Genomic DNA, 22,593 nt, shown 5'->3' on the forward strand with positions numbered 1-22,593 from the left:
CGGGGTCAGTCGACCCACGTCCTCCAGCGGGCCGGCTCTTCACACACCCCTGACTCGAGTGCCTGTCGGTATGCCTCCTTCCAGCTGGTCCCCCCGCCGAGCAGTAGGACGCACTCCTGCGGGACCGGCTGCAAGCCGTACCAACAGGCGGATATCAGGAAGACCACGAGGAACGCGGCGAGGGCGTGCCTCCAGGTAGGAGGTCCGGTCAGAGGCTGGATCACCCCAAGACCCTAAACGCGGCCTCGGACAGGCAGCTCAGGGGGCGGGAGGTAGGGTCGCGTGGGTGTGGGTGGGGTTGGATGGTGTCGGCTGGGCGGGGCTGGAGCACAACTACGGGTCGGCTGAGGACGTGCCCGGCTTGTTGCGCCGGTGCGCGGGGGCGGATCCGGGTGATGCCCGGGGCGCGGCGGATGGGCTGCTCAACCTGTTGTTCCATCAGGGTGGTTGGGTCTGCTCCGCCGCATCGGCCGCGTTGCCGTTTCTGCTGCGTCTTGCCGCGGCTCCTGAGGTGACGTGTCGTCGTACGGTGATGCGGCTGGTGGGGAGGCTGGCCTCGGAGGCGGAGGAGGTTCCCGAGCGGTTCCTCGATGCCGGGTGGCGGGCGGCGTGGGATCGGGCTTTGCCCGAGGTGCTGGGGTTGTTGGGGGATCCTGAGGCGTGGGTTCGGCGGGGTGCCGCTGGTGTGGTCGGGGGCTGCGGGAGTCCTGGGGAGCTGGTCCTGCCGTCGCTGCTGGAGCGCTGGGAGGTCGAGGAGGATCCGGCGACCCGGCTCGACGTGATCCTCGCGCTCGGCCAGGCCGTGCTGCGACAGCCCGCGGGCGGGCGTGCCCACGACGTGCTCGACCTTTGTCGGGGGCTGCTCGACGCCCCGGAGCCCCAGGTGCGCCTGGCCGCGGTGCACGCGCTCGCCGCGAGTGAGCCGGACCTTCCCGGGCAGCGGCTGGAGCTGTTGCTGGAGGCCGTGCGGGACCCCGGTGTCGAGCTGTGGCGCCACACCGCGGCGATGGACGGCGGGGTACGGGGGGTCCAGCGGCGGACGGCAGCCCTGTTGTCCGGGCCGGGCGCCGGCTTCGCTCTCGGTCTGCTGGACGATCATCCCGCCGAAGAGCAGAGGACCGGCGCTCTGGTTCAGGCGGCCGGCTTGCTGGGCGAGTGGTGTTCTCCCGTCTCTGTTCTTCTCCCGCGCGTCGCGGCGCGTCTCAACGACCCCGCCTGCGAGGTGCGGTTCCGGGCGGCCGAGCTGCTGGCCTGCCTTGGTCCGGCTGCCGCCGCCCATGCCGACGAGGTGGCCGCGCTGCTGGGCGACGAGGCCGCGCGGTCGACCCGGAAGCAGGAGACCGTCGGCGAGGCGGCGGTGTGGGCACTGGCCAGGATGAACGATGCGCGCTGCCTTCCGGGCCTGATCGAGCTGGTGGGAGCGTCCGGTGGGCGGCGGTCCGGGTTCGCGTCGCACTCCACCGGCTATCCCGCCACCGCCGGATGGCACCATGCGGTGCTCCCCTCGCTGGGTGAGGTGCTCGGCGGTCTTGCGGACCACGTGGAGCGGCTGCTGCCGGTGGTCTGCGAGCAGCTCGGTACGAGCACGGACCAGCAGGTGGTGAAACGTTTCTGCCAGGTGCTCGCGGGCTGGGGTCCTGCGGCGGAGGCGGCGGTGCCGGTGCTGCTCGGCCTTCTGGAGGACGACCGGCACTGGGATGCTGCGGCGCTGGCCCTCGCCGGGATCGGGCCAGCGGGCAGCGGGGCCCGGGAGCGGCTGCTGGGGCGGGCGGGGGAAAAGGGGGCGGATGCCGAGCTTGCGGCTTGGTCCTACTGGAAGGTCGGTGGTGGGCCGGAGCCGGTCCTGGAGGCGCTCGAAAGGGCCTCGGGGGAGGGGGGCATCCCGCGTCCTTGCTTGAGCAGGCTTGCGGGGCTCGGCCCGCACGGCGCCCGCTTCGCGGACCGGCTCCGGGCGATGACCACCGACGCCGACCTCTGGGCCCGGGTCGGTGCGGCCCACGCCCTGTGGGCCGTGACCGGTGACACGCAGACCGCCGTGCCGGCGCTGGTGACCGTCCTGCGGGGCCTGGAGGAGGGCGACTACCTTCCGGTCATGCTCCCGGCCGTGCGTCACCTTGCGCAGATCGGCCCGGCGGCGTGGCCCGCCGCTCGGCTGCTGCACGCCGTGCCCCGTCAAGACCGGCGGCTGCGCGTGAGCGGCGCCTGGCGCGGCTTCACCCAGGACGATGAGATCCGTGCTGCGGTGGACGAGCTGCTCGCCGTCTGCGGGTGACCGGTCCTGGTGGCTTCCCTTGCCGGCGCGGCGGCCGCTTCTGCTGACGCCTCGTCGTCCAGTCGCGGGTCGAGTGCCCGTCGCTACCGGGCAGCCGTGTGCGCGGCGGAGATGGGGCGTGCCTGGGTGGCGGACAGCCGGCGTGCCTTCCACAGGAGAGCTGCGGCGTCGGTGGTTTCCGGGGGTGGGCGTCGTGGCACCTGGCGCAGCGGGATGGTGGTGAGTGCGGCCAGTTCGCAGGCGTCCAGCGTCTGGGGCTTGCCATGCTCAGCGCAGTCGCGAGGCACCGGAGCAGGTCCTCGGCTGGGGTCGGACCGGGCCGGGCGGCCAGATCCTGCGCCGTGAGTCGCGGTGGTGGAGGAGGTGAGCGGGTCCGGGGGCGGGAGTTTGGGCGTACGGTGCTGGTGTGATCACGACTGCACCGGGGACCGCGTTGCTGCTCGCCGCCGCGCCGGCGGGCAAGGGGCGGTTGATCGACGCCACGCGCGTCCTGCCCACCCTGGCGGCCTGCCCGTCCGCGTCCCTGACCGGCACTGCCGCCGGGACCATCGTCGAACTCGCCGATCCGGTCGACCAGCAGACGGTCCTCACCCGTATCCGGGCCGCCGCGGCCGCGCCGGGTCCGTTGACGCTGATCCTCGCGGGTCAGCTCCAGCTCGACAGCAAGCAGTACGGGATCCACCTGGCTCTGGCCCGTGCCACGCCGCCCACCCTGCGGTACACGGGGCTTCCCTGGTCCTGGCTGGTCAGTGAGCTCAAGCCGCGGCGGGCGGGGAGTACGACCGTGCTGGTCGATCTGGTGGCGGCCCCCGACACCTGGCCGAGCGTCCGGACGGGGGGTCTCCTGCTCGGCCACGGGATATCGCTCTACGGCCGTGTCGCTCCTTCGCTGCCCCGGCACCGGGTGGCGGCCCCCGCCTATCTGCAGGCCGTGGCCGCCGTGTGGAGGAGTGGGCTGACCCCGCCGCCGGCCGAGCTCCATGCGCACGCAGCCGCCCAGGTCGGGTCCGAGGAGGCGTTGTTCCTCGCGATGGGGTCGGCGGAGGACGCCGTGTCCGCTCCTGCTGCTTCCGTTGCCGCTGAGGTGGGTGCGGATCCCCTGCCGGGCATCCTCGCCGCTGCGCGTGCGGGGCAGCATGAGCGGGCGGCCGCGCTCGCGGTGGAGTGGGAGGGCCGGGCGGCGCGGACGTACGGCCCGGGGTCGGTCCAGGCGATCCACTGGCTGGAGGTCCGTGCCGACCTCGCGCACCTCGCCGGCGATGCCGCGCGCAGCTGCGAGCTGTGGATGGCGGCGGGCGAGGCCCGGCTCACCCGGCACCAGCCGCCGGACGCCCCGGAGGTGGAGGCCGCCGTGGACCGTGCGCACCACCAGTGGCAGTCCGTCCGGGCCCCGGAGCGGGCCCGGGCCTTGGGGCCTCGGCTGGTGTCCCTGCGGTGCCGGGTTCCGGGGCAGCGGCCGGGGGCGACGGACGCCGCGCGGCGTCGGCTGGAGTTGCTGCACACCGTGTCGCACGTGGCGGATGGGGGCGGTGAGGTGCTGCCGGGTCTTGGCGGGGGCGCAGGTGTCAGCCGCTGAGGTCGAAGACGGTCCAGGTGGTGAACGGTTCGGCCTTGATGTGGGTTCCGTTTCGTCGGTGACGACTCGTCAGCGGGCGGGGGTGAGCTGTGGGGGACGTGCGGCGGTGGGGCAGCGTGGGCGGGTGCGGGTGGCGTAGGAGTGGGCGGCCACGAGGAGGGCGAGGCCGAGGCCCGCGAAGGCCAGGCCGCCGAACTCGACCATCCAGGTGACGCCCGAGCTGGTGGTGAAGGGCGGTGAGGGCTGGAGCACGGGCAGGGCGCCGGTGGCCATGAGCGGGGCCAGGAGTACGAGGAGGGTGCCGTACAGGGTCAAGGGGATGCCGGTCAGCCAGGCGGGGAGCAGCGGGAGCAGGCGCGGGACCCGGCGGCCGGACAAGAAGGCGGTCCAGCGGGGGAACACCTGGCCCCACGGGTGCAGCAGCCCCAGCAGGAGGAGGACCCCGACCGCCGCTGCCGCCACGGTGATGTCGACCCCGACCGATGCGGCCGCTTTGGCCGGCCCCGACGCGCCGGCGTCCGTCGTCCGTTGCCAGTCGGCGGCCGCCACGCCCAGGGCGTCGCCGCCCAGCAGCCAGATGGTCTTGACCCCTGCCCAGGGCAGCAGCCCGCACATGAGCAGGTAGGCCGCCGTCCGGGTCCTGGCCGACGGGCGGGTGGGGGCCGGGTGGACGAGCGGTTCGTCGGTGGGGACGGGGTGCGGCCGTCCGCAGCGGGGGCAGTCGCCGCGCAGCCTTCGGCGGTGGGCGAGGAGCACGAGGAACAGCAGGGCGGCGCCTGCCGTGTTGAGCAGTACCTGGGCCAGGCCGGTGGCGCTCTCGACGCCTGAGAGGGTCACCAGTGTCACGAAGTGGACGGGCAGTCCGATCGCTCCGATGGCGAACACCGGGAGTGTGGCTGTCAGCGCCGTCGCCGCCAGGGTGCGGGTGGGGGCCAGGGACGCCGCGCCCGCGAGGAGGGCGAGGGCGGCCAGGAGGAGTTGGACGGCCGGGGCGTAGGAGGCGTGGGCCTTCCACGGCACGGTGGTAGCGGTCGTCGCCCAGGTGATCTCGACGGCGGCGTACCCCGCGGCCCAGGCGGCGGCCAGTCGGGGTGCCCGGTCCGGCCATCGTGGGGACGGCGGCGGGGGGCCGGGGGGTGTGTGGACCTTCGGGTGGGGTGGAACTGCCATCACCGTGACCTCCGTAGAGCCTTTTGACGGTGCTGCAAGGCTCTTCGGCGGCGGGGCCGGACACATCCGCCGTGTGGATCGTCCGGCCTCCCCCGGGTGGGGGAGGCAGCAGGATGGACGTGGGCCCCGGGGCGGTCAGTCGGGCGGGGTGAGTTCGCGTCGTCCGGCGACGGAGGTGCTTCCGGCCGCCCTCGGCGGGGCCCTCCGTCGGGAGCGCGGGGGTCAGGGGAGGAAGGTCACCGCCGGGAAGGCCGGGGAGGGGCCGGCGAGCAGGGGGCTGCGGTGGTGGCGCAGGTGTTCGTCGAAGAAGGCGAGCGGGAACGCCTGCTGGATCCGGACCGCCTGATCGGGGTCGAGGGTGCCGATCGCCTGCCGGAGCTGCTCCGCGCTCCAGCCCCTGGCCTTCGCCACCTGAGGGAACAGTGCCTCGTTGTCGCCGTACGAGATGTGGACGGCGCCCTGGGCCTGGATGTCCAGCCGCCAGCCGCGCAGGTGCGGCCAGAACGCGGCGGCCGCGGGGTTGGCGGCCCGGGCGAACTGGGCGGACATCATCATGAAGGGCCGGTCCAGGTCGCCGGTGAGCGGCGGGTTCATCTGCATCGGGCCGTCGAGGCTGAGCCCGGCCCGGATGCGCTCGTCGGCGAGCATGGCGCAGGCCGTGGCCGTGCCGCCCTTCGACCAGCCCAGCGCGCCCGTGCGTCGCGGGTCGAGGGAGCCGAGCAGTCCGGCCGGCAGCTGCTTGCCGTCGACGTCGGGGTTGTGGCCGGCGGCGAGCTGCTCGACGCAGTCGAGGAGGAAGCGGAGGTCGGCGGCGAAGTCCGCGGGGAGCGTCGGTGCCTGCGGGTTGAACAGGGGGACGGCGACCCTGCCGTCGGGGAACTCGGTGTACGAGTCGTACTGGTGGGCCACCGTCAGCACCGCGTATCCGTGGCTGGCGAGTTCCTGGACCATGACGGTGTGGTCGCCCTGGTGGCTGTGCGCGCCGTGGGCGAAGACGACCACGGGCAGCCGGCGGCCGCCCGTTCGCAGCACCGGAGCGCCCGTGCGCCCGGCGGTGAGCGGCCCCACGGGCACCAGGTCGGGGAAGCCGACGTCGGTGAGGAACGCCTGGAGGGCGCCGGCCGGCATCCAGGGCGCCCGGGGGTACCGCCCGGCGTCGCGGGCGGGGTACCAGACGGTGGCCATCAGTTCGCGGAAGTGCCCGGGGCCCGCGATGGCGTCCGGGCGCGAACGGTCGACGAGGTGCAGCGTGGCCGTGCCCACCGGGTGCGGGCCGGTCGGCTCGGGCAGCGTCAGGCGGGCCGGTGCGGGGGCGTTGGCGGGGGCAGTGGTGGCCCACGCGGGGGCGGTGGCGGCGGCGAGCGGTAGGGCGGCCCCGGTGGCCAGCGCGGCTCCCAGGACGCTGCGGCGCGTCATGCGCTTCCGGCTGATCGGCGTGGTGGACAAGGGCCCTCCCCTGGTGGTGGATCGTCAACTGTGCCGTCACGGGCCTGCCGTGGGCATGGGGGGACCCTGTCACGTGTCCGTCGTGCGCGGCATCGGCCTACGGGTTTACGCCCCGGGGCCGATGCGGGCGGTGATCAGTTCGGCCCAGGAGCGGATGAAGGACGGGTAGGCGGCGGCGAACTCGTCGAGCGCCTCGGCCGCGGCCGGGGTGAGGGGGGTCATGTCGTAGGTGACCGTGACCTCGCTGCCGGTCCCGGTCCCTGCCCCGGCCCCGGTCCCGGCGCCGTTCGCGGTCAGGGCGACGGTGACCGTGCCCGCCCGGACCCCGGGGGTGATCCGGGCGTAGGAGACCGAGCGCGGGAAGTCGCGGGAGACGACCAGCCAGGTCGTCTCCTCTTCGTGTGAGGCGGTGAGCCAGACGGTTCCCGGTGCGGTGTCGTCGGGGGTCTCGACCGGGAAGACGGGTTCCCAGCCCGGGACCCAGTCCCGCTCGCCCCGGGCGGTGAAGAGCCGGAACGCCTCTTCGGGCGGGAGCGGGACGTGGAGCGCGGCGCTCAGGACGCGTCGGTTCATCTCTCCTCCGGGGCGGGCGGGCGTGGGGGTGTCGGGGTGTCGGGCGATCCGCAGACTACGCGGGCGGTGTGCCGGTGGTGAGGAGGCGCCAGGGGGTGGGGGTGCGCGTGGTGTGTTCGCGGGGAGTGGGGGGTTGGGGGGCGGGCATGGGGGGCGGGGTGGCGTGGGATGTGTGGGCCGTGTTCGTGGGGGCGCCGTCAGGAGTGGGCGGGTTGGGGGGCTGGGGTGGGGAGCGGGGTGGGGAGGGCGGGGCGGCGGGTCAGGAGGTGGGGGACGGTGGACGCCGCCAGGTAGAGGGTGCCGATCAGCAGCCAGCCCAGGTGGGCGAGGGAGGACAGGGCCAGGGTCACCACGAGGGGGCCGCAGGCGCGCACGAGCTGGGTGCCCAGGCTCCAGACCCCCTGGTACTCGCCGGGCCGGGCCGGGTCGGCCAGGTCGTAGGACAGGCCCCAGGAGCCGGCCGACTGGAGCAGCTCGGTGAGGGTCAGCAGGACCACGGCGCCGAGCAGGACCGCCACCGACCAGGCCGGGGCCAGCGTGCCCGAGGCCGCGAAGAGGGCGGACGCGGCCAGGAGGCAGTAGCCGCCCCGGCGCAGGGCGCGGGACGCCGAGCCGACGTCGGTGACGCCGCGTCCCACCCGGATCTGGAGGCCGATCGCCACCAGGACGTTGGTGAACAGCAGGACGGACGTGGTCCAGGCGGGTGCGCCGGTGTGGCCGGTGACCCACAGCGGCATGCCGATCTCGAGCAGCTCCATGTGCATGATGAGCAGTCCGTTGAGGAGCGACAGCGCCACGTACGGGCGGTCGCGCAGCACTCCGGCGGCCCGGTCGCGGGCGACGGCGGGCTTCGGGGCCGACGGGCCCGGGCCCGGTGCGGGGGCAGGGGCGGGGGTGGCGCCGCGGGTTTCCGGCAGGCGGGTCGCGATCAGGGCGACGGCCAGCACGCTGACCGCTCCGGCGCCGATCAGCGCCCGGAAGGCGTACGGGCCGTCCACGGCGAGGGCCAGGCCGAGGGCGGGGGTGCTCAGCGTGGCCCCGATGTTGCGCACGACCCGGTTGAAGGCGAGCGTCGCGACCCGGCTTTCCGGGGTGGTGATGGTGGCGAGGTATGCCTGGCGGACGGGGGCGACGCCGCTTTCGGCGAGGCCGGACAGGCAGGCGACCAGCAGGAAGGCCGGGTAGGAGCCGACGAGTTGGTAGCCCCCGAGGATCACGGCCCGCAGCAGGCTGAGTCCGATCAGCAGGCGGCGGTGTCCGATGCGGTCCCCGAGCCGGCCCGCGGGGAGTGCCGCGGCAAGGCCGGCGAGGGTGGCGGCCGACAGGCCGCTGCCGACCTGGACGGCGCCCAGCCCCGCGACCTTGGTGAAGAAGAGCACCCCGCCGGCCAGCATGATGCCGGGCACGAGGGAGTCGAAGAACGTCAGGGTGGCGTAGACCCGCAGGGGGCCGCGCGGAGGCAGGATCATGGCACCCACTGAAGTCCGGGGAGGCCCGTCACTGTTAGGTTTTTAGGGCTGGGCTAAAACGAGGGGTGGGCGGGGAGCGTGCGGGGGGTCGGCCGGTGATCGAGATCGTGCTGGGTGTGGACGACCTCGCGAGCATCCGGTTCGCGGTCTCACCGCTCCAGGAGACCTGCCACAGCCTGTGGGCGCTGCGGGATCCCGGTGACTTCCCGCTGCACCTGCGCTGGCTGCGCCGGGTCAGGGAGGTGCTGCCGCAGCTGGACGGGGAGATCCTCGGGGCCCTGGTCAGTGAGCGGCGCTGGCTGCCGGACTTCGTCACGCCGCGGCCGCGGGCGCGGATGGCGGAGATGGCGCAGGAGCTCCGGGAGGTACGGGCGACCGATCCGGGGACGGTGCGGCGCGACCTCGACGCCGCCCATCTCGGGCAGCCGATGCCGGAGGTGCTGCGGGGCGACCCGGAGGCGCTGCGGGACCGTGTCGCCGACGCGCTGGAGGCGTACTGGCGGGCCGCGTTGGAGCCGTACTGGCCGCGGATGCGCGGGGTGCTGGAGGCGGACATCCTGCACCGGGCGCAGTTGCTCGCCGAGGGCGGGGCGGCGGCGCTGTTCGCCGGGCTGCACCCCAATGTGCGGTGGGAGTCGGGGGTGCTGCGGCTGCACCCGATGGGCACGGACAGCCGGGTGCGGCCGGGCGCCGGGCTGACGCTGTGCCCCACGCTGTTCGGGAGGAAGGCGACGGCGCCGATCGGGGAGGTGCCGCGGGTCGACTATCCCGCGCGCGGGGTCGCCACGCTGTGGGAAGCGGTGGCGCCGCCGCCCTCGGGGGCGCTGGCGGCGCTGCTGGGACGGCCGAAGGCCGCGCTGCTCACCGCCCTGGAGACGCCGGAGTCCACGGGGACGCTGGCCCGGGTGCTGGGGGTTACGCCGGGCGCGGTGTCGCAGCACCTGGGGGTGCTGGCGGCGTGCGGTCTGGTGACACGGGCGCGGGCCGGCCGGAACGTGCTGTACGCGCGCAGCGAGCTCGGCGACCGGCTCGCGGGGCGCGCGGACTGACCCCCGGGGGGCGGGTGCGGGGCGTGCCCGGGGCGGGCGGGAGGGCGGGGCACGCCGGGGGCGGCGGGGGGCCGTGCGCGCCGGGGACGGGCGGGGGTTGCTGTGCGCGTCGGCGCAGCACCCGGGGGCGCGCGCCGGGTCGGCGAGCACGCGGTTGCCGGGGCGGGCCAGGGACGAACGGGCGGGCACGGGTTGGACGCGCAAGCGGTTGGGCGGGCAGGCGGTTGCGGGGGGCGCTCAGACGGGCGGGCGCGTCGGGCTCCCCGGCGGGCGCGCGCCGGGGTTGGGCGGGCAGGCGGTTGCGGGGGGCGCTCAGACGGGCGGGCGCGTCGGGCTCCCCGGCGGGGTTGGGCGGGCAGGCGGTCGGGCGCGCAGGCGGTTGCGGGGGGGCGGTTGCGGGGGCCCGGTCCGGTAGGTGGGTCAGGGGGTGGTGGGGGCGTGGAGGACCGTGACGGGGAGTGGGGGGAAGCCGTTGAAGCCGCGGGTGGTGTAGCTGACGGTGTAGGCGCCGGCGGCGTGGATCCAGACCGGATCGCCGGACGCCACGGCGGCGGGCACGTGGACCGGGCCCCGTGGATCGTACGCGTCGTCGTCGTCGCAGGTCGGCCCGGCGACCACGGCGGGCACGCGGGGCGCGGCGGCGGGATGTCCGGGGAATTCCAGCGGGTACTGCACCGCGTCCATCTCGTACAGGCCGTTGAACCGGCCGCAGCTCAGGTACAGCCAGTGGTCCGGCTCGTCCGCGGGTCGGGTGCGCCCGGTGAGCCGGACGACGTGGGCGCGTACGGCCCCGTGGTCGGCGACGAGGTGGCGGCCGGGTTCCAGGACGAAGTCCAGGGGGGCGGCGGAGGTCTCCGTGAGGTGCCGCATGCCCTCCCTCAGGGTGGCGAACACCTTGTCCAGGGGCGGTTCGAGGGGGTTGCCGCGGCGGTCGCGGTAGCCGCGGGCGGGCAGCCCGCCGCCGAGGTTGACGTGGTCGGGGGCGATGCCGTGCCGACGGGCCCCGGCCAGCACGCCGGCGAGCACGTCGACGGCGTCGCGCCAGGCGTCGGCGGTCATCTGCTGGGAGCCGACGTGGACGGACAGGCCCGCCGGGGTCAGCCCGGCCTCCCGGGCTGCGAGGAGGAGGTCCACGGCGTCGGCGGGCGCGCAGCCGAACTTCCGGCCGAGCCCCCACAGCGCCCCGCCGCCGGGCGCGGCCAGGCGGACGAAGACGCGGGAGCCGGGGGCGTGGCGGGCGATCGCCGCGAGGTCCTGGAGGCTGTCGGTGGCGTAGTCGCGGATGCCGAGGCGGTGGGCGGCGGCTATCTGCGCGTCCGACTTGACGGTGTTGCCGTAGTGCACGCGCGACGGGGGCACACCGGTGGCCAGGGCCTGGACGATCTCCTCGGGGCCGGCCGCGTCGAAGCCGGATCCCCTGTCGGCGAGGGCCGTGAGCACGGCGTCGACGGGGCAGGCCTTGAGCGCGAACCGGACGCTCACGCCGGGCAGTTCGCGCAGCAGGGCGTCGTAGGCCCCCTCGATGGCGGGGAGGTCGAGGAGGATCCGGTCGTCGGTGGCGGCGGCGAGGGCGGCGCGCAGCCGCGGGCTGCCGGGCGGGGGCATGCGAGATCTCCAGACGCGCGGAGGGGGTGGGGGGTGGGTGGGGTGGTAACGGGGCTGGAGGGGGTGGGCGGTGGGGCCGTTCTCTCTTGGCAATACATTGCCATGGCGTTGACAATATCGGCAACCTTTCATTGCCAAAAACCGGCCCCTGTCCCTACTGTGACGCCATGACAGACATCAGGCTGAGCATCGTCATCCCGTACCGGCAGCGCCTGGACAACATCCGCGCCGTCTTCACCTCGCTCACCGAGCAGACGCTGCCGGCGGACCACTTCGAGGTGGTCGTCGGGGCCATGGAGTACGACCCCCGGTTCACGGCCCTGTGCGCCGAGTTCACCGACCGGCTGCACCTCGTCTCCGTGCACACCGCGGAGGAGTGGAACACCAGCCGTGCCCGGAACCTCGGTATCCGGCACGCCCGCGGCACCGTCGTCGTGGTGCTCGACGCGGACGTGGCCCTCGCCCCCGACGCACTGCGCAACCTGTGGGAACGCCATTACCAGCACGGCCAGAACATCTGCGTCCAGGGCGAGGTGTTCGGCTACGACGCGGTCATCGACGACGACGTCGACCACGTCGCGGCGCGCCCCTACGAGGTCTACCGCTCGGCGTTCGGCCGGCTCGACGAGTCCGACCCCGCCGGCCGCGACCCGCGCTGGGACCCGGAGTGCGCGCCGGCCTTCGCCCGCTTCCCCTGGGCCTTCGTCCGCACCGGCTTCATGGCCCTGCCCGCCGCGACGATCCGCCGGCACGGCCTCTTCCTCGACGAGGGCTTCCTCGGCTGGGGGGCGGAGGACCAGGAGTGGGGCCTGCGCATCGCCCGGACCGGCACCCCGATCGTGCTCGGCCAGGGGGTGCGGGGCATCCACCTGCCGCACCACCGCGACTTCGCCGGTCAGGACCGCTCGGCGACCGTGACCAACCGCTACTACCTCGGCAAGTGGCCCCGCCTCGACCTCGAACTCGCCCTGGCGTTCGGAGGCTGGTTGGAGGCCGACCGGCGCTACCCCGAGGCGGAGCGGGAACTCGCGCGGGCCGCGGACGGTCAGCGCCTCGGGGTGGTCGTGGGAACGGTGGAGGGGGTGCGGCTGCTCGTCGCCGGAGTCCTGCTCGCCCCGGAGGGCGAGACCGGGCCCGACGGGCGGCCCGTCGTCGTCGACCCCGAGGCGCAGGCGCTGTTCGCGCCCGGCGGGTTCGCCGCGGGGCAGGGTGTGTTCGAGCACGTGCTGCCGCTGGCGGGTTTCGCCCTCCCGTTCGAGGACGGTTCCGTCGACGTCTGCCGGCTGCTCCCGCGCGTGGACCGGCTGGCCGCGCCCTACCGCGACGCGGTCCGCCGGGAGGCCGGGCGGGTGGGCCTGCGGCTCCTGTCCGCGGCGGTCCCGGCCGCCGCCTGACCGGGCGCCGCCCGTCCGGCCGCCGCCCGGCCGGTCCTCGCCCCGCCCGTCCGTCTCCCCCGTCCGCCTTCCCGTCCGTCCGTGTTGCCGTCCGTTCCGTCCTCTGCCGTTCCACCGACCCGAGGAGCAGCCTTGGTCCCCTCCACCGCCCCGCACCCCTCCCCCGCCCCGTCCGGCGGGGCCGCCGCGTCATCCGTACGCCTGTCGGTCGTGGTGATGGCCCATCCCCGCCGCGCCGCCGCGGCCCGCGCCCTGGCCGGACGGCTGTCCGGGCTCGGGGCCACCGTGGTCCTCGACCCCGAGCCGGACGGGCCGCCGAACGCCCTGCGCACCGCCCTGCGCGCCTGGTCGGCCGTGGCTCCCGGAGCCACCCACCAGGTGGTGCTCCAGGACGACGCGCTGCCCGTCGAGGGTTTCGCCGAGCGGCTGCACGCGCTGGTCGCCGCACAGCCGGACGCCGCGCTCAGCCTGTTCGCCGAATGGGGCTCGCGGTCCTCCTACGCCCTGCGGATCGCCGCGATGTCCGGCCACCAGCTGGCCCCCGTGGTCGACGACTACGTGCCCTGCGTGGGGCTGGTCCTGCCGGCCGGCGTGGCCCGCGGCTTCGAGGACCACGCCCGGGCCGAGGCCCGCGACGGCGATCCGGACGACCTCGCCCTGCTGCGCTACCTCGTCGCGCGGGGCGTCCGCACGCTGGTGCCGGTGGCGAACCTGGTCGACCACGACAACGAGACCACCACGAGCCTGGTCGGCAACAGCGTGCACGGGCCCCGCTCGGCCGCCTGCCTGGTGCCGCCGTCCCGCGCGCCGCTGCCGCCCGTGCCCACCGTCCTGACCGGCCTGGGCACCGTGCCGTACTACGACTTCTGGGGCCAGTACTCGGACGCCTGCGTGCCCGACGCGTCGTCCCTGGACGGCAGGGTGCGCAGTTCGGCCCGTGTCTTCCTGCGCGGGCACGGCGTCCGCGAGGAGGAGCTGTCCGCCGCTCTGGGCGCGGCTCTGGAGCGCTGTCCGGAGCGGGCGTTCCTGGAGGAGCGGGTCAGCGAGATCGTCCTGACGGAGGTGTGGATCGTCTCCTTCCTGCTGGGGTTCCTGGCCGCCGAGCTGGAGGGCGGCGGCGGGGCCGGTCTCGATCTGACGGGCCCGCTGCCGGCCGCGGCACTCGCCACGCTCGGCCCGGGCGCCATCCGGCGGGTCGTGCCCCGGCGGCTCCTGCCGGCGGTGGGGGCGCTGCTGACCCCGCTGGTGCTGGAGGCGGTCCGGGCGGGCATCGCGCGGGCGCCGCTGCGGGCCTGACCGCGGCCCGGCGCCGTCCGGGAACACGAGAGGGGCCCGTCGGCCGTGGATCCGGTCGACGGGCCCCTTCGCGTGCGGCGGGGGTCAGCCGTAGCTGCGCGCCTGCAGGGTGAAGAGGTCCGCGTACAGGCCGCCGCGGGCCAGGAGTTCGGCGTGGTCGCCGTGTTCGGCCACGGTGCCGTCGCGCAGCACGACGATGCGGTCGGCCATGAGCACGGTGGAGAAGCGGTGCGACACGAACAGCGTCACCCCGCCCTCGCCGCCGACCTCGCGCGCCGACCCGGCGTAGCGTTCGAACACGGCGTGCTCGGCGGACGCGTCCAGGGCGGAGGCGGGTTCGTCGAGGACCAGCAGCAGCGGGTGGTCGCGCAGGGCGGTGCGGGCCAGGCCCAGGGCCTGCCACTGGCCGCCGGAGAGCTCGGCCCCGTCGGTGTAGCCGCGGCCGAGCACGCCGTCCAGGCCGCCCGGGACGCGCGCCGGGACCCGTCCGGCGCCCGCCCTCCGCATGGCGCCGGTCAGCAGGGCGTCGTCGTCGAGGCGGCTCAGCTCGCCCAGGCCCACGTTCTCGCGGAGGGTCAGCTCGAACCGGGCGAAGTCCTGGAACAGGGTGGACACCCGTGCCTTCCACTCCTGGGGCGGGACGTCCGCCAGGTCGACGCCGTCCACCAGGATCCGGCCGGTGGTGGGCCGGTAGAGCCCGCACAGCAGCTTGACCAGGGTGCTCTTGCCGGCCCCGTTCTCGCCGACCAGCGCGAGGGTGCTCCCGGTGGGCAGGTCGAGGGTGACGTCGCGCAGTACCGGGCGGTCGGTGCCCGGGTAGGTGAATCCGACGCCCTCCAGCCGGATGCCGGAGGTGAGGCGGGCCGGCACCGGGGCGGGCGCCGCGGGCCGTGCGGGCGCGGCGGGCCGTGCGGGCGCGGCGGGCCGTGCGGGCGCGGCGGGCCGTGCGGGCGCGGCGGGCCGTGCGGGCGGCGCCGGCGGGACGGCCGCCGGCCAGGCGCGCAGGCGGTCCAGCCGGCGTGCGGTGCGGCCGGCCGTCTGGAGGGTGGACAGCATGCCGAGGGCCGCGGCGACCTGCACGTTGATCTGCACGGCCAGGGTGATCACCATGACGACGTCGCCGAGGGTGGCGCCGCCGGCGGCCGCCTCGCGCAGCACGACGTACACGGCCGAGAAGCAGGCCAGGGTGAAGAGCAGCTGGCCGAGGGCGCGCAGGGCGGCGCCGGAGAGCTGGCCGCGGCGGACGTGCCGGGTGCCGGCGTGCCAGCTGTCGTCGTGCAGGCGTACGAGGGCCCGGTCGGCGCCGAAGAGCCGGGCCTCCTTGGCGGACTGGGAAGAGGTGGCGACGTGCAGCAGGTGCCGGGCCCGGCGGGTGTGCCCGGCCGCGGCCGTCCGGCCGGCCTCGACGCGGGCCTGGGCGTGGCGGCCCATGAGGACGGGGGGCAGCGCGCCGAGCGGGAGCAGCAGCAGCCAGGGGTCGAGGGAGCCGAGGAGGAGGGTGGTCAGGGAGAGTTGCAGGGTGAGGGCGGCGATCTGGAGCAGGGCTTCGACGTAGGCGCGGGTCTTCTGGATCTCCTCGCGCACCAGGGCCATGGTGTCGGCGAAGTCGGAGCTGTCGAGGTACTCGATCGTGTCGGTTCCGTTGGCGACGTCGATGAGTTCGGCGTTGATGCGCCACTCGGCCTGCTCGCCCAGCTCGAAATAGAACAGGTGGGCGAAGTGGCCGAGCATCAGCTCCATGACCAGGGCCGCGGCGATCAGTCCGGCCAGGGCGAGGGCGACGGTGAGGTCGTCGGCGAGGAGGCGGTCGGTGAACGCGCTGAGGCCGACCGCCACGACCGGGGTGGCCAGGTACCCGGCCGCGAGCAGGGCCGCGGCCTTGAGGAAGCGGTCGCGGTCGGTGGTCCACGCCAGCCGGAGCAGCCAGCGGGCGGTGTGGGTGAGGTTCTTCACGAGGTCACGTCCGTCAGGGAGGCCGGGGCGGATGCGGCGCGGGGCCCGGTGGCGGCGGGGGGCGGACCGGGTTCGTCCGTGAACCGCTCCGCCTGTAGGCGGAAGAGGTCGGCGTACCGCCCGCCGGCCGCGACGAGTTCGTCGTGGGTGCCCCGCTCGGTGACGCGGCCGCCGTCGAGGACGACGATCTGGTCGGCCCGGCGGACGGTGGAGAAGCGGTGGGAGATGATCACGGTGGTGAGTCCGCGGGTCAGTTCGAGGAAGCGGTCGAAGAAGGCGACTTCGGCGCGCACGTCCAGCTGGGCGGTGGGCTCGTCGAGGACGAGTACGGAGGCGCCCGCGTGCACGGCGTGCAGGGCCCGGGCGAGGCCGATGCGCTGCCACTGGCCCCCGGAGAGGTCGCGGCCGCCGGGGTACTGGCGGGAGAGCACGGTGCGCAGTCCGTCCGGAAGGCGCTCGACGGCCTCGGCGGCGCCGGCCCGGCGCAGGGCCCGCAGCAGCGCCTCGTCGTCGGCGGGGGCGTCGGGGGCTCCGAGGGACACGTTGTCGGCGACGCTGAGTTCGTAGCGGACGTAGTCCTGGAAGATGACGGCGAGCCGCCGGTGCCAGTCGCGGACGGCGATGTCGGTGAGGGGGTGCCCGTCGACCGTGATGCGGCCCTCGGTGGGGTCGTACATGCGGGTGAGCATCTTGACGAGCGTGGTCTTGCCGGCGCCGTTGAGGCCGACGACGGCGGTCGAGGTGCCGGCGGGCAGTTCGAGGTCGAGGCCGTCGAGGACGGCGGGGCCGTCGGGCCGGTAGCGGAAGCCGACGCCCTCGAAGCGGACGGACCGGCGCGGCAGGAGGTCGGCCCGCAGGCCCCGGTCCGGGGCGAGGGCGGGCAGGGCGCGGGCGCCGGTGCGGAAGGACCGCATCGACTCCAGGGCGATCAGGCCGTACTGGGTCTGTACGTCGGCCTCCGGGAAGTACACGCCGAAGCGCATCAGGATGAGGACGGCCTGGAGGGCGACACCCAGTTCGAGCAGGGTCAGGCCGCCGTCGGCGCCGGCCAGTGCCAGGCGGGTGAGGGCGACGGCGCCGCCGGCCAGACCCACCAGGGCGAGCACCACGAAGGGCCGACCGAGGAGCCGGCGGCGGCCCTGCCACATCCGGGTCAGGTAGGCCATGGTCTCGGTGCGGTGCCGCTCCCGCAGCCAGCCGGTGAGGCCGAGCAGGCGGATCTCCTTGGCGGCCTGCGGGCCGGTGGCGAGGTTCTTGACGTAGGCGGCCTTGCGCTTGTCGGCGGTGATCGAGTCGTAGAAGTCGCCGAACGCGCCCAGGGAGCCGCGCTGGCCGCAGCGGATGACGAGGGCCGTCGCGCCGATGACGGCGGCGGCGAGGGGGTCGACGGCCCAGGCCACCAGGGCGACGGCGCCGCCGAGTTGTACGTACCGCGCGATCAGGGCGAGCAGGCCGGCCGCGGCGTCGCCAGGAGAGGCGGAGGCCCGGTCGAAGGCCTCACGGGCCGCGTCGAGCCGGTCCAGCAGCCGCTGGTCGTCCAGGGCCATGGCGGGCGCGTCGGCGAGGGCCGCGCGCATCAGCTCGCCCCGGCACCACTGGTCCACGTGGCGGACGACGAGCTCGCCGGTGGCCGTCTGGAAGGGGGCGAGGGCCTGCTGCGCGCCGAACGCCGCGCCGGCGGTCGCGAGGACGGCCGTCAGCTCGCCCCACGCGCCGGCCGGGCCGCCCGCGACGGCGTCGGGGACGCGTTGCAGGGTGACGCTCATGGCGACGACGAAGCCGAGGGGCAGCAGGCCCAGCAGCAGGTTCAGCAGCAGCGCGGCCAGCCGCAGGGCCGGGGGGACGTGCCGCAGGAGGGCGGCGATGTCGAGCCAGCGCCGCGCTCGGCGGCGGGCTCCGGCGATCGGTGTGCTCATGGAGGTGGTCCCCCTCGGATCCGGTCGGAGTCGGCTCGGTGTGGGTGGTGTCGTGGTGTTGGGGGGTGGGGACGGGGAGTGCGGGGGCCGGTTCACGCCGGGGCCAGCCTCAGGTCCACGACCGGCCGCACCTTGCCGCTGACGGGGCTGCGGGCCAGCCCGCCCTCGGCCAGGCACTCCACGCGCAGTTCGACGGCGGCCAGGGCTCCGCCGGCCGGGCGGGCCGCGCCCAGGGCGGGGAACGCGCGCTCCAGCCGCTCGCGCACCGCGGCGGGATCGGGGCGGGAGGGGGACTCGGTGCGCACGGTGAGCACCTCGCGGCCCGACCGGGAGCTGATCTCGGCCTGTACCCGCGACACGCCGAGACAGGCCAGTTCCGCCTCCAGTTCGGCGTGCAGCACGACCTGGCCCGCCGCGCGGATCACCCCGTCGGCCCGGCCGTGGTACTCCAGGACCCGGCCCGACACCCCGCAGGCGCAGTCGTGGTGGAACAGCCGTCCCCGGTCGCCGACCCGGTAGCGGATCAGGGGGGCCTCGAACTTCTGGAGGGTGGTGACCAGCAGGTCGCCCGCCTGGCCGTCGGGGACCGGGACGCCGTGCTCGTCGACCGCCTCCAGGTGGTTGAAGTCGTCGTTGACGTGGTGGAGGGCGCCGCCCAGCTCGGCGCACTGGTATCCCAGCTGGGCCCCGTCGTTGACGGCGAGGACGCTGGAGACGGTGCGCGTGCCGAGGTGGGTGCGCAGCCAGTCGCGGTCCTGCGGGCTCATGGCGGTGCCGAGGTAGAGGATCTTCTCCAGGCGCAGGCCCGGGTCGAGGGCGTACGCCTCGCGCAGCAGCGGCATGATGAGGGCGGGGACGCCGATGAGGGCGTTGACCCCGAAGCCGTGGACGAGGGCCGTCAGGCCGGCGGCGGTCACGGACTGGGCGGTGGTGTAGCACTCCACCGGCATGCGGGTGAATTCGGTGAGGGTGGTGGTCAGGCCCCCGTAGAGGTCGCCGCCGAAGAGGGTGTTGACCAGCCGGTCGCCGGGGCGCAGGCCCATGGCCCGGAACAGCGGGAGGGCCTCGCGGACCATGTTGTTCCAGTCGGCGCGCCCGTAGACGATGTAGCGCGGGGTGCCGGTGGTGGCGCCGCTGCGCAGCACCTCGCCGCTGGGCGGTGCCCCGCTGGACAGGCCGCGGCCGAGGGGCGGGGAGTGGCGGGTCAGCGCCTCCTTCTCCAGGACGCCGAGGTGGCGGAGGTCGGCCAGTGCGGCGACGGGGGGCAGGTCGCGGTAGTACGGGGCCCTGCGGGCCCGGTGCACGAGGTAGCGCAGCCGGGCGTCGAGGCGGCCGGTGGCGGCGGGGTCCTCGGCGGCGCGGGCCCGGGCGAGGGTGGTGCCGGGCAGGTAGGTCCGGGTGCGCAGGGCGGTGACCCAGTCGGAGCGGCAGTCCTGCCGCCATACGGAGGCCCCGGCTCCGGCGGGGACCGGGACCGGCGGGGGTACGTGGACCGTCACCCCGGCGGCGGGGGTTCCGGCCGGGACGACGCGGGCGGCGGGCAGGGGGCTGCCGTAACCGTGGAGCAGTGCGGCGAGGTCGCGCCAGAAGGCGCGCCGCCGCTCCTGCCCCGCGCGTATGACGACGTCGTTGCCGAAGGCCCAGCCCAGCAGCAGGGCCCGCAGGGCGGCGTCGGGCCGGTCGGCCTCGTCGACGACGATCGTGCCGGCCGGGGCGTACGCGTAGACGTCGTCGCTGTCGACGACGGGCTGCCAGGGGTACTGGGCGAGGCCGTCGAGGAGTTCGTCGAGGCCTTCGGTCAGCTCGTCCTCGTCGAACAGGGCGGACAGCGGCTCCAGGCCGGCGGCGCGCAGCAGCAGGGACGGCCGCGTGCCGGGTCCGGCCGCGAGGTCCGCCTGTACCCGGCCCACGGTGATCAGCAGGTCGGTGGGGTGGTGACGGGGGGTCATGCGACGGCCTCCTGGCGGGGGGCGAGGGCTTCGGCGCAGGTGTGGAGGAAGTCCTCCAGGACCGCGGGGTCGGGGTGGGAGACCTCGAGTGCCAGCGGTACCTGGCCTTCGTGGTAGGTGACGGCGGTGGGGGGCGGGGTGCCGGGGGCGGGCCGGTGCACCCGGTCGACGCAGCGGTGCTCCAGCAGCGCGGGCGGGAGGCCGGGGGCGGGCCGGAAGCCGGGACCCGGGGAGTGGCCGGGGACGACGAGCCAGCCGTGGTGGCGGCCGCTGGGGGGCCGGGGCGCGGGCGGGGCGGTGCCGAGCAGGGCGGCGATCTCGTGCGAGGGCAGGTGGACGCCGGTGTGCCGCAGGTGGGCCGTGACCACTCCGGCGCCTCCCATCCGGTTGGCGATCTCGAGGAAGACCCGTTCGCCGTCGGGGGTCTCGAAGAATTCCAGGTGGACGGTGCCGGCGGTGATGCCGAGGGCGTCGACGACCCGGGCCACGTACGCGTCGCGGGCCTGGTCGGAGGGGAGTTGCACGGAGCCGAGGGGGTGGCCGGCGGCGTAGCGGGCGGGGGTGCCCACGTAGCGGCTGACGACGCAGTGGCGGGGCCGGCCGGCGACGACCAGGGCGTCGGCGTGGAGGATGTGCCCGTCCACGTACTCCTCCAGCTGGTAGGCGTCGGGGTCGGGCAGCGCGCGCAGCCGGGCCAGTGCCTGCGCGGGTCCGGCGCAGACGGTCACGCCCTGGCTGCAGGTGCCGCGGCGCGGCTTGAGGACGGTGGGGCCCCGCCAGGGGAGCCGGCCGCCGGCGGGCGGGGGTGCGGCGGCGAAGCGGGGGCAGCGGATGCCCGCCCGCGTGAGGGCCTCCTTCATGCGGACCTTGTCGTGGGTGCGCAGGGCCTGGTCGATGCCGGGGCCCGGCAGGCCCAGGTGGGCCCGGACGCGGGGGGCGGCGAGGACGCCGAACTCGGAGAGGGAGACGACCTGGTGGTAGCCGTCGGTGCGGTGCGTACGGGCGAGGACTCCTTCGGTGAACTCCTCCGCGGCGGGCACCTCGATGCTGGTGCGGCGGAGTCCGGTGGGGAGGTCGGCCAGCCGCCCGGGATGGCCGATGTAGGTCACGTCGTGCCGGACGTGGTCGATGGCGGTCGCGTACTCCGCCTTGGAGTAAGGGAGTTGGTGCAGCACGAGAATCTTCATGTCGGCTCCAGACGCGCTCGGCGGCAGGCTTCGGCGGACGCTTCGGCGGTACGTCGGACAGCGCGGCCGGGCGGAGGGCCGCGACGGGCGCGGCCGGCCGGCGGCGGTGCCGGTGGCAGGAGGCGCGGGTGCCGGACGCTCGGACGCCGGGCGCCGTGTGCGCACCGGAAACGTAACAGGGCCGCGGCAGCCTAGGCAATAGTTTGCCAAGTGGTTGGCAACATCTGGGGGGCGTGGTGGGCGCGCACGGCGAAGACGGGCCCAACGCAAGCGGCCCCGGGGCCGCGGACGCCGGGGTCCGCGGCCCCGGGGCCGGTGGGTGGGCCGGTGCGCCGGCCGGTTCCGTCAGGGTGCGCCGGGTGCGGCGGCGCGGGCGTCCTCCAGGGCCTCCGCGAGGATGCGCCAGATCTCCGCGACGAGGTCCACGTTGGCGGCGCGGCGGGCCTCGTCGCCGAGTTGCTTGAGCTGGGCCAGGCCCTCGTCCAGCCGGCCCTCGAGGATGAGCAGCCTGCCTTCGAGCACGCCGAGCCGGATCCGGTCCCGGTAGCTCAGCCACAGCTCGTCCTGGTGGAGCTCGTCGAGCAGGGCGCGGACGTCGTCGTAGTGCCCCTGCTCGAAGGCGAGGTGGGCCTTGAGGGTGAGCAGCTCCTGGTTGAGCAGGGGGGTGCCGACGAAGCGGAGTGCCGGTTCCGCCTCGGCCAGCCGTTCCTGGGCGGAGTCGACCAGCGGCGGGCTGCTCTGCAGGGAGAGGGAGGCGGCGGCGAGCCGGAGGCGCACCCACAGGGTGAGGTCGGCCCGGCCGTCCAGGCCGTCGATCGCCCGCTCGAGGAAGGCGCGGGCGGCGTCCTGGTCACCCTGGCGGAAGCGTACGGTCGCCGCCGACCAGAGGGCTTCGGCGCGCAGCGGGCCGCCCACGCCGTCGACCAGTTCGACGAGTTCGTCGACGTGGGCCCGTGCGTCGGGCAGGCGTCCCTCCTCGGCCTCCGCGGCGACGAGCGCCATGAGGGCGAGGCTCACGTCGGAGACCGACAGGTGGACCTCCTTGGAGAGCCGTACGGCCTTGCCGGCGATCTCGATGGCCCGGTGCACGTCCCCGGAGGAGCGCAGGCACCGGGCGAGGGAGGCCCACACGCGGCAGCGGAGTTCGGGCAGCGCGAGCTCCTCCGCGATGGTGTCGAGCTCCTCCAGGCAGGCGAGTTCCTCGGCCTTGTTGCCCAGGCGCCGCCATCGGCGGGCGATGAGCCACAGGGCCTGCCAGCGCAGGAGCGGATCGCCGCCCTCGGCGTGGTCGAGGGCGGTCACGAGCAGTTCGACGGCCTCGTCACTGTCCGTGGAGGAGACGATGGTCAGGGCCTGGGCGAGGGACGTGCTCCCCGACTGCACCTCGAAGGCGCTCCGGTCGACGTCGAGCCGTTTCGCGAGGTAGGCGACGACCCTTTCGGTGGGCTGCCGCATGCCCGACTCAAGGCGCGACAGATAACCGGTGGAGATCCCGTCGGCCGCGAGAGCCGCCTGCGAGAGTCCACGCGCGAGCCTCAACTCTTTGAGACGCCGACCGAATAGCGGCTGTTCCATCATCCGAATTCCAATATTCAGGGCAGTTAACGGTATTCCCCCGACGAACGTAAATTCCGGTGGCTCCTCGAATAGGGGACGCCACGCCACGCACTGTAGCGATGGCACAGCCGTGAGGCAACCCCTTGCCCGTCCTACTCTCGGACATCTTCTCAACAGGCTA

General features: G+C 75.1%; 15 protein-coding genes. 5 read left to right on the plus strand and 10 right to left on the minus strand.

All coding sequences use genetic code 11. From position 1 onward, the window contains the following. Positions 1–286: 286 nt before the first annotated feature. A complete protein-coding gene (locus tag ACFY0O_RS31235) occupies positions 287–2,272 on the plus strand; it encodes a HEAT repeat domain-containing protein (protein WP_388952864.1) in 1,986 nt (661 codons plus the stop codon). A gap of 406 nt (positions 2,273–2,678) precedes the next feature. Then, positions 2,679–3,848 (plus strand): hypothetical protein, encoded by a 1,170-nt coding sequence (locus ACFY0O_RS31240; protein WP_388952866.1) that lies wholly within the window; start codon positions 2,679–2,681, stop codon positions 3,846–3,848. A gap of 69 nt (positions 3,849–3,917) precedes the next feature. On the opposite strand, the gene ACFY0O_RS31245 is transcribed toward ACFY0O_RS31240, so the two are convergent. From ACFY0O_RS31245 to ACFY0O_RS31260, 4 genes are all read right to left on the minus strand, one after another. Continuing rightward, on the minus strand, positions 3,918–5,018 hold the full coding sequence (locus tag ACFY0O_RS31245; RefSeq protein WP_388952868.1) for a hypothetical protein: 1,101 nt from the start codon (positions 5,016–5,018) through the stop codon (positions 3,918–3,920). A 222-nt stretch (positions 5,019–5,240) separates the two neighbouring features. Beyond that, positions 5,241–6,464, minus strand: a complete 1,224-nt coding sequence (locus ACFY0O_RS31250) for an alpha/beta hydrolase family protein (RefSeq protein WP_388952870.1) — start codon at positions 6,462–6,464, stop codon at positions 5,241–5,243. A gap of 105 nt (positions 6,465–6,569) precedes the next feature. Continuing rightward, the gene (locus ACFY0O_RS31255; RefSeq protein ID WP_388952873.1) at positions 6,570–7,037 is read right to left on the minus strand and encodes a hypothetical protein; all 468 of its coding nucleotides are present in this window, start codon (positions 7,035–7,037) and stop codon (positions 6,570–6,572) included. Between the two features lie 197 nt (positions 7,038–7,234). Further along, positions 7,235–8,506: an MFS transporter gene (locus tag ACFY0O_RS31260; RefSeq protein ID WP_388952875.1), complete on the minus strand. Its 1,272-nt coding sequence runs from the start codon at positions 8,504–8,506 to the stop codon at positions 7,235–7,237. 95 nt (positions 8,507–8,601) lie between these two features. On the opposite strand from ACFY0O_RS31260, the gene ACFY0O_RS31265 reads away from it, so the two are divergent. After that, entirely contained in the window at positions 8,602–9,555 is a 954-nt protein-coding gene (locus ACFY0O_RS31265; RefSeq protein ID WP_388952877.1) for an ArsR family transcriptional regulator, read from the plus strand. 420 nt (positions 9,556–9,975) lie between these two features. Here ACFY0O_RS31265 and ACFY0O_RS31270 read toward each other — a convergent pair whose 3' ends face one another. Continuing rightward, positions 9,976–11,160 carry a type III PLP-dependent enzyme gene (locus ACFY0O_RS31270; RefSeq protein WP_388952879.1) on the minus strand — a complete coding sequence of 395 codons (1,185 nt, stop codon included), beginning with the start codon at positions 11,158–11,160 and terminating at the stop codon, positions 9,976–9,978. Between the two features lie 167 nt (positions 11,161–11,327). On the opposite strand from ACFY0O_RS31270, the gene ACFY0O_RS31275 reads away from it, so the two are divergent. Next, entirely contained in the window at positions 11,328–12,554 is a 1,227-nt protein-coding gene (locus tag ACFY0O_RS31275) for a glycosyltransferase family 2 protein (protein ID WP_388952882.1), read from the plus strand. 132 nt (positions 12,555–12,686) lie between these two features. Then, on the plus strand, positions 12,687–13,850 hold the full coding sequence (locus tag ACFY0O_RS31280; protein WP_388952885.1) for a hypothetical protein: 1,164 nt from the start codon (positions 12,687–12,689) through the stop codon (positions 13,848–13,850). A gap of 84 nt (positions 13,851–13,934) precedes the next feature. On the opposite strand, the gene ACFY0O_RS31285 is transcribed toward ACFY0O_RS31280, so the two are convergent. The 5 genes from ACFY0O_RS31285 to ACFY0O_RS31305 all read right to left on the minus strand — a co-directional run bounded on the left by ACFY0O_RS31285 (position 13,935) and on the right by ACFY0O_RS31305 (position 22,433). Further along, positions 13,935–15,803, minus strand: coding sequence for an ABC transporter ATP-binding protein (locus tag ACFY0O_RS31285; RefSeq protein ID WP_388952888.1), 1,869 nt, complete (start codon positions 15,801–15,803; stop codon positions 13,935–13,937). Continuing rightward, a complete protein-coding gene (locus ACFY0O_RS31290) occupies positions 15,800–17,719 on the minus strand; it encodes an ABC transporter ATP-binding protein (protein ID WP_388952890.1) in 1,920 nt (639 codons plus the stop codon). The genes ACFY0O_RS31285 and ACFY0O_RS31290 overlap by 4 nt, the downstream gene beginning before the upstream one ends. 92 nt (positions 17,720–17,811) lie before the next feature. Then, on the minus strand, positions 17,812–19,668 hold the full coding sequence (locus ACFY0O_RS31295; RefSeq protein WP_388952893.1) for a phenylacetate--CoA ligase family protein: 1,857 nt from the start codon (positions 19,666–19,668) through the stop codon (positions 17,812–17,814). Next, positions 19,665–20,855 carry an acetyl-CoA carboxylase biotin carboxylase subunit family protein gene (locus ACFY0O_RS31300; RefSeq protein ID WP_388952896.1) on the minus strand — a complete coding sequence of 397 codons (1,191 nt, stop codon included), beginning with the start codon at positions 20,853–20,855 and terminating at the stop codon, positions 19,665–19,667. Before ACFY0O_RS31300 ends, ACFY0O_RS31295 begins: the two co-directional genes overlap by 4 nt. A gap of 345 nt (positions 20,856–21,200) precedes the next feature. Further along, positions 21,201–22,433, minus strand: coding sequence for a helix-turn-helix domain-containing protein (locus ACFY0O_RS31305; RefSeq protein ID WP_388952898.1), 1,233 nt, complete (start codon positions 22,431–22,433; stop codon positions 21,201–21,203). Positions 22,434–22,593 lie beyond the last annotated feature (160 nt).

It is taken from the genome of Streptomyces sp. NPDC001594 (genome assembly GCF_042893675.1).
In the GTDB taxonomy this organism is placed as follows: Bacteria; Actinomycetota; Actinomycetes; order Streptomycetales; family Streptomycetaceae; genus Streptomyces.

Bases quoted from the DNA above. Each gene is read 5' to 3' on its own strand.
- ACFY0O_RS31245 (WP_388952868.1), bottom strand. From the start codon at position 5,018: ATGGCAGTTCCACCCCACCCGAAGGTCCACACACCCCCCGGCCCCCCG.
- ACFY0O_RS31255 (WP_388952873.1), bottom strand. From the start codon at position 7,037: ATGAACCGACGCGTCCTGAGCGCCGCGCTCCACGTCCCGCTCCCGCCC.
- ACFY0O_RS31260 (WP_388952875.1), bottom strand. From the start codon at position 8,506: ATGATCCTGCCTCCGCGCGGCCCCCTGCGGGTCTACGCCACCCTGACG.
- ACFY0O_RS31270 (WP_388952879.1), bottom strand. From the start codon at position 11,160: ATGCCCCCGCCCGGCAGCCCGCGGCTGCGCGCCGCCCTCGCCGCCGCC.
- ACFY0O_RS31275 (WP_388952882.1), top strand. From the start codon at position 11,328: ATGACAGACATCAGGCTGAGCATCGTCATCCCGTACCGGCAGCGCCTG.
- ACFY0O_RS31290 (WP_388952890.1), bottom strand. From the start codon at position 17,719: ATGAGCACACCGATCGCCGGAGCCCGCCGCCGAGCGCGGCGCTGGCTC.
- ACFY0O_RS31295 (WP_388952893.1), bottom strand. From the start codon at position 19,668: ATGACCCCCCGTCACCACCCCACCGACCTGCTGATCACCGTGGGCCGG.
- ACFY0O_RS31300 (WP_388952896.1), bottom strand. From the start codon at position 20,855: ATGAAGATTCTCGTGCTGCACCAACTCCCTTACTCCAAGGCGGAGTAC.
- ACFY0O_RS31305 (WP_388952898.1), bottom strand. From the start codon at position 22,433: ATGATGGAACAGCCGCTATTCGGTCGGCGTCTCAAAGAGTTGAGGCTC.